Source organism: Gracilibacillus salitolerans, from assembly GCF_009650095.1.
In the GTDB taxonomy this organism is placed as follows: Bacteria; Bacillota; Bacilli; order Bacillales; family Amphibacillaceae; genus Gracilibacillus; species Gracilibacillus salitolerans.
In genome coordinates this window covers 2926226-2940914 of record NZ_CP045915.1, presented here as the reverse complement: position 1 = coordinate 2940914, position 14689 = coordinate 2926226, and the positions used below count along the sequence as shown (strand labels likewise).

The 14689-nt window shown below is 36.9% G+C and carries 14 protein-coding genes; 10 read left to right on the top strand and 4 right to left on the bottom strand.

Features of this window, described 5'->3' with window-relative positions; all coding sequences use genetic code 11:
- The first annotated feature begins 3 nt into the window (after positions 1 to 3).
- The 3 genes from queA to yajC are packed head-to-tail and all read left to right on the top strand — an operon-like array spanning position 4 to position 2469.
- On the top strand, positions 4 to 1032 hold the full coding sequence (gene queA, locus GI584_RS14005; protein WP_153791576.1) for a tRNA preQ1(34) S-adenosylmethionine ribosyltransferase-isomerase QueA: 1029 nt from the start codon (positions 4 to 6) through the stop codon (positions 1030 to 1032).
- A gap of 15 nt (positions 1033 to 1047) precedes the next feature.
- Complete coding sequence (tgt, locus tag GI584_RS14000; protein ID WP_153791575.1) at positions 1048 to 2187, top strand: tRNA guanosine(34) transglycosylase Tgt; 1140 nt, start codon at positions 1048 to 1050, stop codon at positions 2185 to 2187.
- Between the two features lie 18 nt (positions 2188 to 2205).
- Complete coding sequence (gene yajC / locus GI584_RS13995; RefSeq protein WP_100360078.1) at positions 2206 to 2469, top strand: preprotein translocase subunit YajC; 264 nt, start codon at positions 2206 to 2208, stop codon at positions 2467 to 2469.
- A 138-nt stretch (positions 2470 to 2607) separates the two neighbouring features.
- On the opposite strand, the gene GI584_RS13990 is transcribed toward yajC, so the two are convergent.
- Positions 2608 to 2997 carry a TIGR04086 family membrane protein gene (locus GI584_RS13990; RefSeq protein ID WP_228552430.1) on the bottom strand — a complete coding sequence of 130 codons (390 nt, stop codon included), beginning with the start codon at positions 2995 to 2997 and terminating at the stop codon, positions 2608 to 2610.
- A 120-nt stretch (positions 2998 to 3117) separates the two neighbouring features.
- On the opposite strand from GI584_RS13990, the gene GI584_RS13985 reads away from it, so the two are divergent.
- Positions 3118 to 4440, top strand: a complete 1323-nt coding sequence (locus GI584_RS13985; protein WP_153791574.1) for an ArsB/NhaD family transporter — start codon at positions 3118 to 3120, stop codon at positions 4438 to 4440.
- Positions 4441 to 4499: 59 nt separating this feature from the next.
- Positions 4500 to 5171, top strand: coding sequence for a DUF421 domain-containing protein (locus tag GI584_RS13980; protein ID WP_153791573.1), 672 nt, complete (start codon positions 4500 to 4502; stop codon positions 5169 to 5171).
- A gap of 40 nt (positions 5172 to 5211) precedes the next feature.
- On the opposite strand, the gene GI584_RS13975 is transcribed toward GI584_RS13980, so the two are convergent.
- The 3 genes from GI584_RS13975 to spoVB form a co-directional block, all read right to left on the bottom strand.
- Complete coding sequence (locus GI584_RS13975) at positions 5212 to 6078, bottom strand: IS3 family transposase (RefSeq protein ID WP_194841997.1); 867 nt, start codon at positions 6076 to 6078, stop codon at positions 5212 to 5214.
- A 118-nt stretch (positions 6079 to 6196) separates the two neighbouring features.
- Positions 6197 to 6604 (bottom strand): helix-turn-helix domain-containing protein, encoded by a 408-nt coding sequence (locus GI584_RS13970; protein WP_194841996.1) that lies wholly within the window; start codon positions 6602 to 6604, stop codon positions 6197 to 6199.
- Between the two features lie 64 nt (positions 6605 to 6668).
- A complete protein-coding gene (gene spoVB / locus GI584_RS13965) occupies positions 6669 to 8207 on the bottom strand; it encodes a stage V sporulation protein B (protein WP_100360081.1) in 1539 nt (512 codons plus the stop codon).
- A 301-nt stretch (positions 8208 to 8508) separates the two neighbouring features.
- Here spoVB and GI584_RS13960 point away from each other — a divergent pair, with 301 nt between their 5' ends.
- The 5 genes from GI584_RS13960 (at position 8509) to GI584_RS13940 (ending at position 14683) form a co-directional block, all read left to right on the top strand.
- Positions 8509 to 8805 carry a post-transcriptional regulator gene (locus GI584_RS13960; protein ID WP_100360082.1) on the top strand — a complete coding sequence of 99 codons (297 nt, stop codon included), beginning with the start codon at positions 8509 to 8511 and terminating at the stop codon, positions 8803 to 8805.
- A 79-nt stretch (positions 8806 to 8884) separates the two neighbouring features.
- On the top strand, positions 8885 to 11140 hold the full coding sequence (gene secDF, locus GI584_RS13955; RefSeq protein WP_100360083.1) for a protein translocase subunit SecDF: 2256 nt from the start codon (positions 8885 to 8887) through the stop codon (positions 11138 to 11140).
- 333 nt (positions 11141 to 11473) lie between these two features.
- Positions 11474 to 11803 (top strand): LapA family protein, encoded by a 330-nt coding sequence (locus GI584_RS13950; RefSeq protein WP_153791571.1) that lies wholly within the window; start codon positions 11474 to 11476, stop codon positions 11801 to 11803.
- 56 nt (positions 11804 to 11859) lie between these two features.
- On the top strand, positions 11860 to 14181 hold the full coding sequence (gene recJ / locus GI584_RS13945) for a single-stranded-DNA-specific exonuclease RecJ (protein ID WP_153791570.1): 2322 nt from the start codon (positions 11860 to 11862) through the stop codon (positions 14179 to 14181).
- Entirely contained in the window at positions 14171 to 14683 is a 513-nt protein-coding gene (locus tag GI584_RS13940) for an adenine phosphoribosyltransferase (protein WP_100360086.1), read from the top strand. The genes recJ and GI584_RS13940 overlap by 11 nt, the downstream gene beginning before the upstream one ends.
- The last annotated feature ends 6 nt before the right edge of the window (positions 14684 to 14689 follow it).

The following is a 14689-nucleotide window of genomic DNA, read 5'->3' as shown; positions in this document are numbered from 1 at the left end:
AAGATGGAAATTGAAGATTTTGATTTTGACCTACCAGAAGAATTAATCGCACAGACTCCATTAGAGGAGAGAGCAAGTTCTCGGTTGATGGTATTAAATCGGAAAAATCGCTCGATTACTCATCAGCATTTTTACGATATTTTGGATTTTTTAAAGCCGGGAGATTGTTTAGTATTAAATAATACCAAGGTGTTACCAGCAAGGCTTTATGGTGTTAAAGATGAAACAGGTGCAAAAGTAGAAGTTTTATTATTAACTCAATTGGAAGCTGATGATTGGGAAGTGCTGGTTAAACCTGCAAAAAAGGTGAAAGAGGGTACCACCATTAGTTTTGGTGAAGGAAAGCTTACAGCAACCTGTATCGATACGAAAGAACACGGTGGTCGTGTACTTCGTTTTCACTATGATGGTATCTTTTATGAAGTATTGGATCAATTAGGGGAAATGCCGCTCCCGCCTTATATTAAAGAACAATTGGATGAACGTGATCGTTACCAGACCGTGTACGCCAAAGAAAAAGGGTCTGCAGCTGCACCAACAGCAGGGCTCCATTTCACTGATGAATTATTGCAACAAATTAAGGATAAAGGTGTTGAAATAGCGTTTATTACCTTACATGTCGGCTTGGGAACATTTCGACCAGTAAGCGTGGATAATATTGAAGAACATGAAATGCATGCGGAATTTTACCAAATGACGCAAGAGACAGCTGATCAATTAAATCAGGTCAAAGCAAGAGGAGATCGGATTATATCTGTAGGAACTACTTCAACAAGAACGTTAGAAACGATTGCACGTGATACTGGTGGAACGTTTGAAGAGAGAAACGGGTGGACAGATATTTTTATTTATCCTCCATATCAGTTTAAAGCAATTGATGGTTTAATCACGAACTTCCACCTGCCTAAATCAACTTTGATTATGTTAGTAAGTGCCTTAGCTGATCGCGACTTTATTTTAGAAGCGTACAACAAAGCAGTAGACGAACGTTACCGATTCTTCAGTTTTGGTGACGCCATGCTAATTATGTAAGGAAAGGAAACGACTATGACTGCTATAAGATATGAACATATAAAAACATGTAAACAGACGGGTGCAAGACTTGGAAAAGTTCATACACCACACGGAACATTTGATACACCAGCCTTTATGCCTGTTGGAACATTGGCAACTGTTAAAACAATGAGCCCAGAGGAACTAAAAGAGATGGGTGCAAATATAATTCTGTCCAACACCTATCACTTATGGTTACGCCCTGGAGAAGATATTGTTAAAGAAGCGGGTGGTTTGCATCAATTTATGAACTGGGATGGTGCGATTCTCACCGATTCAGGTGGTTTTCAAGTTTTCAGTTTAAGTGATTTACGTAAAATTGAAGAAGAAGGGGTTCATTTCAGAAATCATTTAAGCGGAGAAAAACTGTTCTTATCACCGGAAAAAGCAATGAACATTCAAAATGCATTAGGTTCGGATATTATGATGGCTTTTGATGAATGTCCGCCATTTCCAGCTGAGCATGACTATATGAAAAAATCTGTGGAACGGACTAGCCGCTGGGCGGAGCGTTGTTTAGAAGCACATGAAAGAGAAGATGTCCAAGGGTTATTCGGGATTGTCCAGGGCGGTGAATATGAAGATTTACGTCGACTAAGCGCCCAAGACTTAACATCATTGGATTTCCCAGGATATGCAATCGGTGGTTTATCAGTAGGTGAGCCGAAAGATGTGATGAATCGTGTGCTTGAATTCACAACACCACTTTTACCATCAGACAAGCCACGTTATTTAATGGGAGTAGGTTCTCCGGATTCGTTAATTGATGGTGCAATTCGTGGTGTAGATATGTTTGATTGTGTGTTACCAACAAGAATTGCTCGAAATGGAACATGTATGACATCTGAAGGACGATTGGTTGTTCGAAATGCAAAATTTGCGCGCGATTTTTCACCATTAGATCCTAATTGTGAATGTCATGTATGTAAAAATTACACTAGAGCCTATATCCGACACCTTGTCAAAGCTAATGAAACATTTGGTTTTAGACTTACTACTTATCATAATCTATATTTTCTGTTAAAATTAATGGAACAAGTTCGTGAAGCGATTAAGCAAGACCGACTTGGTGATTTTAAAGAGGAATTCTTTGAACAATATGGTTTTAACAAACCGAATGCAAAGAACTTCTAAAGAAAGGGGGCGAAATGAGTGGAGATTTTAGCAACTTTTGGACCACTGATTTTGATGGTTGTGATTTTTTACTTCTTATTAATCAGACCACAACAGAAAAAACAAAAGCAAGTTCGTAATATGCAACAAGAGTTGAAAAAGGGAGACAAAATTATTACGATTGGTGGATTCCATGCAACCGTACACGCGTTGGATGAAGATCAGATCGTACTTCTAGCTGGAGATGGAACGAAACTTACATACGATCGTTCGGCAGTAAGAGAAGTAGTAGAACAAAGCTAATAACCAAAAATACCATGACGCTAAAATGCAGTCATGGTATTTTTTTCTATTATGAAAGACAATTTTTAGGAATATTTCTTTAGTTTGGCCTTCCTTTTTCATACCTAATGCCAAACTATTCTCCATGAGGAATGGTTCTCAAGCGGACTCTTCCCCAGAGGATAAATTCACTCCTATAATCGATCCGATTATCGCTAGTAACAAATATGCAATGTGATTTACCAGTTCAACTATAGAAAAACTCAAATGCAATCCAAGGAAACGATAACAAAAGACAATAAACGTAAATAATAATCCTGTAATTGCTCCAACAAGAATCCCTTTATTCTTTGCCTTTAATCCCGAAATTAAACCTCCTGTAAACAACGCAATAAAGCTAATAAACAAAGTAGCCATCTCAAGCGTAGATTCCCCTAAAGAAGTGAAGCGTAACAAAAGCGTAAGAATAATACTGGCAAGTAGCATTACTGCTAAAATCCCGATCCAACCATACAACACACTGACAACGGTTTTCATTTCAACAAACACCCCCAATTTTATAAAAACTCCTCTTTAATTATGTATGCATGTCCTTCAAAAATAGAAGAATCCCTTTTTTGAATAGTTCAAAAAAAATAGAATATAAATGGTTATATAACTTGTCTTACTATGAATGAGAGGAGACGTTCCATGTCAGTAACCATCGCAATTGCTGTTTTTATTATTAGTTATATATTTATAATGTCTGAAAAGATAAATCGAGCATTAGTTGCGCTAGCTGGTGGTGTGTTGTTATTATTAACTGGTGTTTATGGCTGGGAGGATGCTGTTACTTCCTACATAGATTGGCACACTGTTGCATTATTATTTGCAATGATGGTATTAGTAGCGATAACAAAGAAAACAGGTGTGTTCAGTTATATTGCAATCTGGTTAGCTAAAGTAGTAAATGGCCAGCCTATTCCATTGATGGTTGGAATTGGGTTCTTAACTGCTGTAGGTTCAGCATTACTCGATAATGTAACAACTGTACTATTATTTGTACCGGTTATATTAACATTGACAAATTTACTACAGTTGCCGTCATTACCCTATTTAATCACGATTATATTAACTGCTAATATCGGCGGAACAGCAACATTAATTGGTGATCCGCCGAACATTATGATTGGTCAAGCAGTTCCTCATTTAACCTTTATTTCTTTTTTACAGCACACAGCACCAATTGCTGCCTTGTTATTTGTTTTAGTCATGATCATCCTCTGTTTTCTATTTCGAAAACAATTGAAAAAAATTGATGATAATAGAATTCAAGAACTAATGAAAATGGAAGAAGCAAGCTATTTAGTTAAATCCCCATTACTGTATCAGTCATTATCGATATTAACACTGACAATTACAGGTTTTTTGTTACACCCGGTTTTTCATATTGATTTAACGATTATTGCCTTATGCGGTGCAATTCTTCTGTTGGTAATCAGTGAAAAAGAGGTGGAAGCAGAGGCCGTTTTTCAACAAGTCGAGTGGGTCACGCTTTTTTTCTTTATTGGTCTTTTTATGCTTGTGGGAGGATTAGAGGAAGTGGGTGTCATTGATGAGTTAGCGAGATCGATCATGTGGTTAACAGAAGGTGATATGACCTATACAGCATTGTTACTTCTGTGGGTTTCAGGAATTTTTTCGGGGATTGTCGATAATATTCCTTTCGTTGCCGCAATGATTCCGGTAATTAAAGAGTTTGAAACATACGGAATGGCAAATTTAGATCCATTATGGTGGTCATTAGCGCTAGGTGCATGTCTTGGCGGTAATGGTACACTAATTGGAGCTTCCGCTAATGTCGTGGTTGCTGGGCTTGCTGAGGCGCAGAATAAGAAGATTGCTTTTGTGAAATTTATGTTATATGGGATTCCGGTTGTCATCTTGTCGTTAATTATTGCAACGATCTATATTTACTTTCGCTATTTGTTACCCTTTCAACAACCATTGTAAGTATATTACAAACAGTAACGGGAAAACTAGCCATATCGTTTGTGAAGGGTGTGGCTACCTTGTCAATAGAAGAAATATTTACACTAATATTTCGTACGTTATTTTATTATTTTGTCGTAGTGCTCATATTCCGCTTAATGGGGAAGCGTGAGGTAGGTGAATTGAGCCTGTTAGATATCGTCGTTTTTATTATGATCGCTGAAATTGCTGTACTAACGATTGACGATCTCGACTTATTCTTTGGTTATGGTTTAATTCCGATGGGTCTTTTACTAATTATCCAGCGTTTAACGGCATGGATTTCTTTGAAAAGCCCCCTATTTAGGTCATGGTTTGAAGGAAAACCAACTATTATTATTTCAGAAGGAAAAATCGATGAGCATGCAATGAGGACAAATCGCTTTAATTTTGATGATCTTTTGCAGCAACTCCGGGAGAATGGCACCGAAAGTATAAAGGATGTATCATATGCGATTCTAGAGCCATCCGGTAAGCTTTCGATCCTTGAAAAAAATGATCATGCCAGTGTAAGAAATAAGATAAACGGACTTGTTTTACCATTAATTGTTGATGGTAGAATACAAGAAAAAGCGTTGATTCATTTAGATGAAAGTGAGAATTGGCTACATGAACAGCTGAAAAAAAGAGGTTTTAATGATGTGGAACAAATTTCCTTCTGTTCTATAGATGTTAATGACGAATGGTATATCGATAAAAAAAATGAAAAATAACACACCGAATAGGTGGTTACCCCCAAAAGTTAGAGTTTTATTATGAAGCTGATTGGGTGGATTGAGTTCGGTATTCAACTGGACTCAATCCAGCTAATTTTTCTTTTGATCGTTCATGGTTGTACCAATAGATATATTCTTCAATCCGGCTTTTTAATTCTTCATAGCTTACTAATTCTTCCCCATAATACATTTCTTGCTTTAAAATACCGAAGAAATTCTCCATCGAAGCGTTGTCTGCGCAGGTTGCTTTACGTGACATGCTTTGGAATACTTTATTTTCTTTTAGTGTCCTCACCCATTGGTTATGCTGGTAATGCCAGCCTTGATCGGAATGGATGGTGGTACGATAGGCTGCATGATTCTTTATTATCTCTATCGTATCCTTTAAAGGTTCCATGACAAGATCTAACGTTGGGCGCTTTTTGGTTTCAAACGTAATAATTTCTCCGTTATAAAGGTCAAGAATCGGATTTAAATATAACTTCTCTTCGCCTAGACATTTGAATTCTGTAATGTCGGTTACTAATTTCTGAAGAGGGATAGGTGTGCTAAAACGGCGGGATAATCGGTTTTTCGCTACTTTTCCAACATTCCCCTTATAGGAATTGTATTTACGAGATTTCCGCATAAATTTCACACATTTTAACCCTAGTTTCCGCATAATGCGATACACTTTTTTATGATTAATAGAATGTCCTAATTTCTTTAATTCTTTCGTAATCCGTTTATAACCATAACGTTCATGAAACTTTTTAAATAGATCCGTAATGACTTTTTTTAATTCTGTGTCCGAATCTTCTATGCCAAAATTTTTCACATGATAGTGGTAGGTTGCTTCCGGAATGCCTACCACCAAGAGAATATCTTTTAATCGGAATCCTTCTTCTTTGAGTTCGAATGCCACCTTTGCTTGTGCTTTTCGTGGAAGGCATTCGGATTCTCTCGAAAAGCTCTCAACTTTTTTAGGTACGCATTTTCTAGTCGCAATAATTCATTCTCGCGTTCTAATTCTTCTTCGCGTGTTAACTTCTTCTCTTCTTTTTCTTTTGTTTATTGATTTTCTTAGACATAGAAGGTTTCCCCTTTGGTCTTGGTTTCAGGCCTTCTATTCCTTGGTCACGAAATGCTTTCAACCAACGTTGAATCATGGAATGGTTGTTCAAATTAAATTGAACAGCAGTTTCTAAATAAGAAGCACCTGTTTCTAGCATAAATTGTACCGCATCTAATTTAAATTGAACAGAATACTCCTTCTTAGTATTTCTTCGTTTTAATCCATCCACCCCCTGTACTTTATAGGATCTCACCCAATTTTTTAATGGAGAAGTACTGGGCATATTATATTTTTTCGTCAATGATTTATATCCAAGATTCCCGTACAAATACTCGGTGACAAGCTTTACTTTAAATTCTTCACTATATTTGACCATAAAAACACCCCCGAAAATTAGATTTTTTACTCTAACTTTCGGGGGTCGGTACCATAGCGATGTGTTATTTTTTTCGTAATTGCTGTAATTCATCTTTACTAATAAATTGTAAACCGAATAGAAACACCAGATAGCCAACTAATAATAGGACTAGAATAATTAAAAAGCTGTACATATCTGATGGTTGAAAGGAAAAGATATGGATTAATAATTCTCCCATCCAGAAGGTTAAACCAATTAAAGCGATCATTTTCACTATCATTTTAACCGGTATATAAAAGCGGATGGCACGGAATAATGTGATCAAATGAAATATGGTACCAACTATCACACCAACACACATTGCAATAGCAGCCCCATATATACCGATTTGAGGATTGGTTGCAAGGCTAATTAAAATAATGAATTTTATCACCGTTGACGCGATATTATTCCACATCGCTTGTTTGGCTAAATCTAAAGCTTGTAAAGAAGCATTCAATGGGAATTGTATATACATAAATAAAAAACAAGGTGCCATAATTTTCAGAAAAAGACTGGCGTTATTTGTACCATACATATACTGTAAAATCGCATCGGCGAAAAGAGTTAATAAGACAGTGGCGATAGCTCCTGATGCAAAAGAAAGCCGAATGGCCTGGTGTATTCTGTAATGAATTAGTTTTGAGTGCTGCTTGGCTTCCGCCTCACTAATATTTGGAACGAGTGCAACAGCAAGCGAATGTGTGATAAAGGTAGGTAGAAATAAAAGGGGTAGGGCATACCCAGTAAGTGCTCCATATTGCTTAGTTGCTATAGTTGCTTGAAAACCAGCTAAGGCTAAACTTTGTGCAACTAATATTGGTTCCAGAAAGTTAGCAATCGAATTGACCATTCGGCTTGCAGTACTTGGAATTGCTATCGAAAACAATTGCTGTAGCGTTTCTTTTCCCGTTTTCATGTATTGATAGATATTTTTCCGTAATTTAATCCGCTTCTTTATCTGGAACATTTTCAGCATGAATAGTAAAGAAACTGCTTCCCCAATAATAACAGCTATCATTGCCCCAGATGCAGCAAATTCAACTCCGTATGGAACTAACCAGGTGACCAACACTAACACAAAACCAATTCTGACTATCTGCTCCAATACTTGGGCATAACTCTGTGGTTTCATGTTTTGTCGCCCCTGGAAATAACCACGAATTACTGACCCAACAGCACTAATCGGAATAATAGGGATTATAGCCATCATCGGGTAAAAGACTCGCTCATCTGTTAATAGGTAATTCGATATATAAGGAATCAACAAAAACATCAACACAGATGATAGGATGCTCAATGAAATAGTGATCGATAATGATATGATTAAAATCTGCTTAATTTTGGCTTGATCATTTTTTGCATCCGCTTCGGCAACTCGTTTTGCAATAGCAATAGGTAGTCCGATTTGCGAGATCGTATACATTAAAAAAAGGGTAGGCAACGCCATATTGTATAAACCGATGCCTTCTTCGCCCATTAATCTCGCGACAACAATTCTATTTATAAACCCCAGAAATCTTGTAATCATTCCAGCTATGATTAAAATAATCGTCCCTTGTAAAAAATTTTGTTTGGTCACTTTGCTCGACCTACCTTCTCAAATGGAAAATTTTCATATACAATGAAGTATATGCACGAGGAGAGGACAAGCATGACTATTTCGGGTAGATTTTTTTGTACTATAAAAGGTTGTTCAAAAAGTCATCAATCATAAGCGATGCATCTCTTCGTTGGCTTTGTTTCTAATTTAGCAACTTTTTGAACACACTATGTGAGTGTATGAGATGATGAAGGATTATAGTATAAGAAAAATTAAGGATTTTGCTATTTTGAAATGGCGACAAGACTGGTTTTTCTAATCACGGATGGAGGAAAAATTCATGACAGTAAAAAAGCAAGTCTCGTTATGGAAGCATGAACTAGAAGATGTGCTAGGTAGTAAGGTCAATGAATTTAAATTGCTGGATTATTCGAAAGCGGCACCGGAAGATGTTTGGAACTGTTTAGTAGACAAGGTATGGAAAGGTGATCCCGAGAAATCGCTTCATGAAGTGGTACAAGATATTTTTCATTTAAATCCGAACTTATTTATGACATTTTTAACACAACAATCATGGAGAGATAATAATTTACAGGAATCACTCGATGCATTATTAGGAAACGAAAAAACAGACTAGTATTCCTTTCGTTGCTTGTCTCATTATCGGTTTTTATAGTAATATGGTAGTGTTGTGAAAACTTAGGGAGGCTTTACATATGGTGAAAAGAGGGAGAATCGTTGCATTTTTTCTAATTGTCTTAGTATTGGGGGCAACGATTGGAACAACATATTCGGATATAGCAAATAAAATTAAATTAGGGCTGGACTTACAAGGTGGTTTTGAAGTCTTATATGACGTTGAGCCTATAGGTGATGAAGAAGTAACTAGAAGTGTGTTAGAATCTACCGTCGCCACTTTGGAAAGACGTGTAAATGCGATCGGTATTAGTGAGCCTAGCTTTAATATTGAAGAACCGAATCGTATTCGTGTTCAGCTAGCAGGTGTGGAAGATCAGGATGAAGCAAGAGAAATGTTAGCTACAACAGCAGAATTATCATTCCGAGATGTTAACGATAAAAAATATTTAGACGGATCGGATTTAAAAGAAGGTAGCGCTAAACAGGATTTTGATCCTGATACTAATCAACCAATCGTAACGGTTCAATTTAAAGATGCAGATCGTTTTGGTAATACTACAAAAGAGATCATGGAAAACCCAGAACTTTCAGATCAAGTTGTTATCTGGATGGATTATGAAGAAGGAGATACATACGAAGAAGAAATTCAAAAAGAAGATTCAAAAGTTATTTCTGCTCCAACCTTTGATCAAGTACTAAGAACAACAGATATTATGATTAGAGGTAATTTTACGATCGATTCAGCACAACAACTTGCAGATTTATTAAACGCAGGTTCATTACCAGTTGATTTAGAAGAGGAATATTCCACTTCAGTAGGAGCTCAATTCGGTCAACAAGCACTTGATAAAACTGTTTTCGCCAGTATATTAGGGATTCTCTTAATTTTTATTTATATGATTTTCTATTATCGTTTCCCTGGTGTAATTGCTGCGATTACGCTTAGTATATATGTTTATTTAGTATTACTTGTCTTCCAATTAATGAATGGTGTTTTAACGTTACCGGGTATCGCCGCTCTAGTACTAGGGGTTGGGATGGCAGTAGACGCCAACATCATTACCTATGAACGGATTAAGGAAGAAGTCAAAGAAGGAAAATCGATTAAAGCAGCATTTAAAGCAGGTAATCAACATTCACTGTCTACTATATTTGATGCCAATATTACTACGTTGATTGCTGCAGCCGTACTATTTATCTTCGGTACAAGCTCTGTAAAAGGGTTCGCGACATTGTTAATAGTCAGTATTGTATTAAGCTTTGTTACAGCTGTGTTTGGTTCAAGATTATTCCTGGGCTTCTGGGTAAACAGCAACATGTTAAACAAACGTCCTGGATGGTTTGGAGTAAAACAAGATCAAATTCTTGATATCAACAGTGGTGAAGAAGTCGAACCAACTGTTTTCGGTAAACAATTTGATTTTGTCAAACACCGTAAGAAATTTTTCCGAATCTCTATTGCTTTAGTTGTAATAGGCATAGCTTGCTTGGCAATATTCCGACTAAACCTCGGTATCGATTTTACTGCCGGTTCTCGTGTGGAAGTTTTAGCAGATCAGACGCTTACTGCTGAAGAAATTGAAGAAGGGTTTGAAGCACTTGACTTGGAAGTAAGTGCGCCAATTGTATTATCAGGTGATAATCAGAATATTGCGGTAGCACGCTTTTCAGATGAGTTATCACAAGATAAAGTATCTGAAGTGAGAAGTCATTTTGAAGAAAAATACGGAAGTGCACCATCTGTTAACACTGTATCACCTGTTGTTGGTGAAGAATTAGCGAAAAATGCGGTTCTGGCTGTATTGTATGCTTCGATCGGGATCATCATTTACGTAACGATCCGGTTTGAGTTCTATTCCGCTTTAACCGCAATACTGGCGTTATTGCACGATGCATTCTTTATTATTGCATTGTTTAGTATAACAAGGTTGGAATTTGATATTACGATTATTGCTGCAATTTTAACCATTGTTGGTTATTCGATCAATGATACGATCGTAACCTTTGACAGGATTAGGGAGAATTTAAAGAAAAAGAAAAAAATCAAATCATTTGCCGAGCTTGCTAAAATCGTTAATCATAGTTTAATGCAGACATTAGCAAGAAGTATCAACACTGTTTTAACAGTTATCTTTGCTGCTTTGATGTTATTTATATTCGGTGCCAATGCGATTACCAACTTCGCATTCGCATTAGTTGTAGGTTTACTTGCAGGTACCTACTCATCTTTATTCATCGCAGCACAAGTATGGTTGGCGTGGCGTGGTAAATCAATTAAAGATAAACCGATCACATATATAGAGAAAAAGCATAACGACGGCCCACAAGTGTAAAATAAAACGGAGCATCTATTTCGTGATGCTCCGCTTTTTTTAGTTTATTATGTGAAGAGTACGGGTATAAGTCGAAACAACTGATTATATTCCAAATGCGATTAAAGTGAGTCGAACTGATGAATTCCTGTTAGTTGATAGTAAATTCCAAAAGTTGATAGTAAATGAACCAAAGTTGATAGTAAATCTCGAAAGTTGATAATAAAATCCTTAAAGCTTCATAGCAAAGAGAGGAAAGGACTCTATTTAGTTATAATTACAACCTAAATCGACATTACCTAGAAATTCCTATATACTTAACTTATGGTAATAGACATCTGGAGGAGGTAGCATATGAAAGGACAAACGTATATCATTTTAGCTGTTGTATTCGCAGTCATTATTGCTATTTTTGCTGTAATTAATGTGGATGCAGTAGAAGTAAATTATCTATTTGGAACTGGTCAAGCACCTCTTATTCTCGTTATTTTATTTTCAGTGTTAATGGGAGCTATTATGACCGCTGCGTTCGGAGTTCTCCGCGTTATTCGGTTACAAAAAGAATTAAGAGTTGCAAAAAAAGAAATAAATGCTTTAAGAGCACATAAAAATCCTGTCGTAGAAGCTGGAATAGAAGAATCAGAATCAACAGAAATAGCAGAAAACGATGATACAGTAAAATAATTCTGTTTGCTACCCTTGATACACTTTTGTATAATAAGTGAGTCAGGGGTGAATTTATGTTAAAGAGTCAATCAAACTGGATTTTTACATATAACGAAAGCGACAAAGCAGGTACGGACAGTTTAGCAGATGTAACTATTTCTCCTGTAATTAAACAACTATTGTTACAAAGAGGAATCGATACAGATGAAAAGGCAACAAACTTTCTAAACCCGAGCTTTGATCAACTTCACAATACGAATGGTTTCTCCCATATAGATAAAGCAGTTAACCGAGTGAAACAAGCAATCGAAGCAGGGGAAAGTATTTTGGTGTATGGCGACTATGATGCCGATGGTGTGACCTCTACTACTGTCATGGTCGAAGCATTGCGTGAAAGTGGTGCTATGTGTGATTATTATATACCGAATCGCTTTACCGAAGGATATGGTCCTAATGAAGAAGCATTCCGTGAAGCGCATCGACAAGGATTTCAACTTATTATCACTGTAGATAACGGGATTGCTGGAATAGATGAAGTGGCAGTTGCTAACGAATTAGGTTTAGATGTCATTATTACAGACCACCATGAGGTACAAGAATCACTGCCGGAAGCATATGCCGTTATTCACCCGAAATGTTCAGAAAGCTATCCTTTTAAGGAATTAGCAGGAGTTGGTGTTGCATTTAAATTTGCAGAACATTTACTAGGGTACTTTCCAGAAAAATTTCTTGATCTAGTTGTAATCGGAACAATTGCTGACTTAGTCCCACTAAAAGATGAAAATCGAATACTTGTATATTATGGTCTACAAGCTCTAACCCGCTCTGAGCGCAAAGGAATAAAAGCATTGAAAAAGTTATGCCAAATAGAAGGAAAAGTTACAGAAGAAGATATTGGTTTCAGAATTGGGCCGCGCTTAAATGCTGTTGGGCGATTGCAGGATGCCAATGTAGCTGTCGACCTCTTGTTAACGGATGACACGGAAGAAGCAGAAGAATTGGCCAATTATGTGCAGGAGTTAAATACGGAAAGGCAAAAAATTGTTGCAGAAATTACGAAAGAAGCTATTGAAATGTTTGAGTCGTCCGATACGGATAAGCGAGTAATTATCGTGGCGAAGGAAGGATGGAATCAAGGTGTACTCGGAATAGTTGCATCAAAACTCGTCCAAACCTACTATCGACCAGCCATTGTTCTTGCCATCGATTCTGAAACAAAACAGGCGAAAGGGTCTGCTCGCAGTATCGAAGGTTTCGATATGTTTCAAAATTGTATGCAACATAGGGATGTATTTACTCATTTTGGCGGGCACGCTCAAGCTGCTGGAATGACTTTACCAACAGAAAATGTTGTTGAGTTAGAAGAAAAGTTAGATCGATTAGCACAAGAGCAATTGACAGAAGAAGATTACAAACCACAGCTGACCGTCAGTGGCAAATTATCAATTAGCGATATTGATATGACTCTGTTAGAAACGATCGATCAATTAGCACCATTTGGGATGGCAAATCCAAAGCCGCTTTTTCATATGGAGGCAACTCCTTCTGAAATAAGACAAATTGGTGCAACTAAAAATCATCTTAAGATGAAGTTTGCTGATGCTGGTGTACAAATAGACAGTATCGGATTCGGGCTTGGTGAGAAGGTACCATACCTTGCTAAACAGACACCGGTAGAAGTGGTAGGTGAACTGCAAGTCAACGAATGGAATGGAATCAGGAAGCCGCAAATGATGATAAAAGATATAGCCGTAACTAGCTGGCAACTGTTTGACTACAGAGGAATGAAGAACTGGCAGCAACAAATGGATGCAAATATAGAAAATAACTATTTTGTGAGTTTTCAAGGAAGTGACCATGCGCATTTACCTGTCTGCGATAAAGAAACAGTATTAAACCTCAACCAAACCATCGAATCACTATATTTACTCGATCTCCCTGAAACTTTGGATGATATTCGGGAGCTTGTACAAAAAGTAGATTTTAAACGGTTGATGGTTTGCTTTTCTATCGATGATAGTGATTATTTTCGGGCATTACCAACCAGAGAGGAATTTAAATGGCTGTATCAATTAATGTTAAAGCGAAAATCCTTTGATTATAAAATGGATGCACCAAAACTAGCTCAACATAAGGGTTGGAAGTTAGAGAAAATTAAATTTATGTTCCAGGTTTTTCATGAACTTGATTTTGTAACTCGTAAGGAAGGTATGATTGTGCCAGCTGATAATCCATCTAAAAAAGATTTAGAAGAGGCACAGATTTATCAAGACAGAAAAAAATGGGTGGAGCTAGAAGAAATATTCATTTATTCATCATACACACAATTAAAAACATGGATATCTGAGCAAATGAAAGCTGAGATACATGAGGAGGAAATGGCTTATGGATTATAAACAGTATATTACGGTAGTAGAAGATTGGCCTAAAGAGGGAGTTCGCTTTAAAGATATTACAACGTTGATGGATAATGGTCCAGCGTATAAGTCAGCAGTTAACGAAATTGTTGAATATGCTAAAAGTAAAGATGTTGACATCATTGTAGGTCCTGAGGCAAGAGGTTTTATAGTTGGCTGTCCAGTTTCTTATGCATTAGAAATCGGATTTGCACCGGTTAGAAAAGAAGGAAAGCTCCCACGAGAAGTAATTAAAGTCGACTATGGTTTAGAATATGGTGACAATGTATTAACCATTCATAAAGACGCAATTAAGCCGGGACAACGTGTGCTAATTACCGATGACTTATTAGCCACAGGGGGAACAATTGAAGCTACAATCAATTTAGTAGAACAGCTTGGAGGCATTGTAGTTGGGTGTGCATTCTTAATCGAACTTAGTTACTTAGACGGTCGCGACAAATTGGATGGGTATGATGTATTAACATTAATGGAATACTAAAAAGTC

Coding starts and splice junctions, on each gene's coding strand:
- queA (WP_153791576.1), top strand. CDS start 4: ATGGAAATTGAAGATTTTGATTTTGACCTACCAGAAGAATTAATCGCA.
- tgt (WP_153791575.1), top strand. CDS start 1,048: ATGACTGCTATAAGATATGAACATATAAAAACATGTAAACAGACGGGT.
- GI584_RS13985 (WP_153791574.1), top strand. CDS start 3,118: ATGAATGAGAGGAGACGTTCCATGTCAGTAACCATCGCAATTGCTGTT.
- GI584_RS13970 (WP_194841996.1), bottom strand. CDS start 6,604: ATGGTCAAATATAGTGAAGAATTTAAAGTAAAGCTTGTCACCGAGTAT.
- GI584_RS13960 (WP_100360082.1), top strand. CDS start 8,509: ATGACAGTAAAAAAGCAAGTCTCGTTATGGAAGCATGAACTAGAAGAT.
- secDF (WP_100360083.1), top strand. CDS start 8,885: ATGGTGAAAAGAGGGAGAATCGTTGCATTTTTTCTAATTGTCTTAGTA.
- GI584_RS13950 (WP_153791571.1), top strand. CDS start 11,474: ATGAAAGGACAAACGTATATCATTTTAGCTGTTGTATTCGCAGTCATT.
- recJ (WP_153791570.1), top strand. CDS start 11,860: ATGTTAAAGAGTCAATCAAACTGGATTTTTACATATAACGAAAGCGAC.
- GI584_RS13940 (WP_100360086.1), top strand. CDS start 14,171: ATGGATTATAAACAGTATATTACGGTAGTAGAAGATTGGCCTAAAGAG.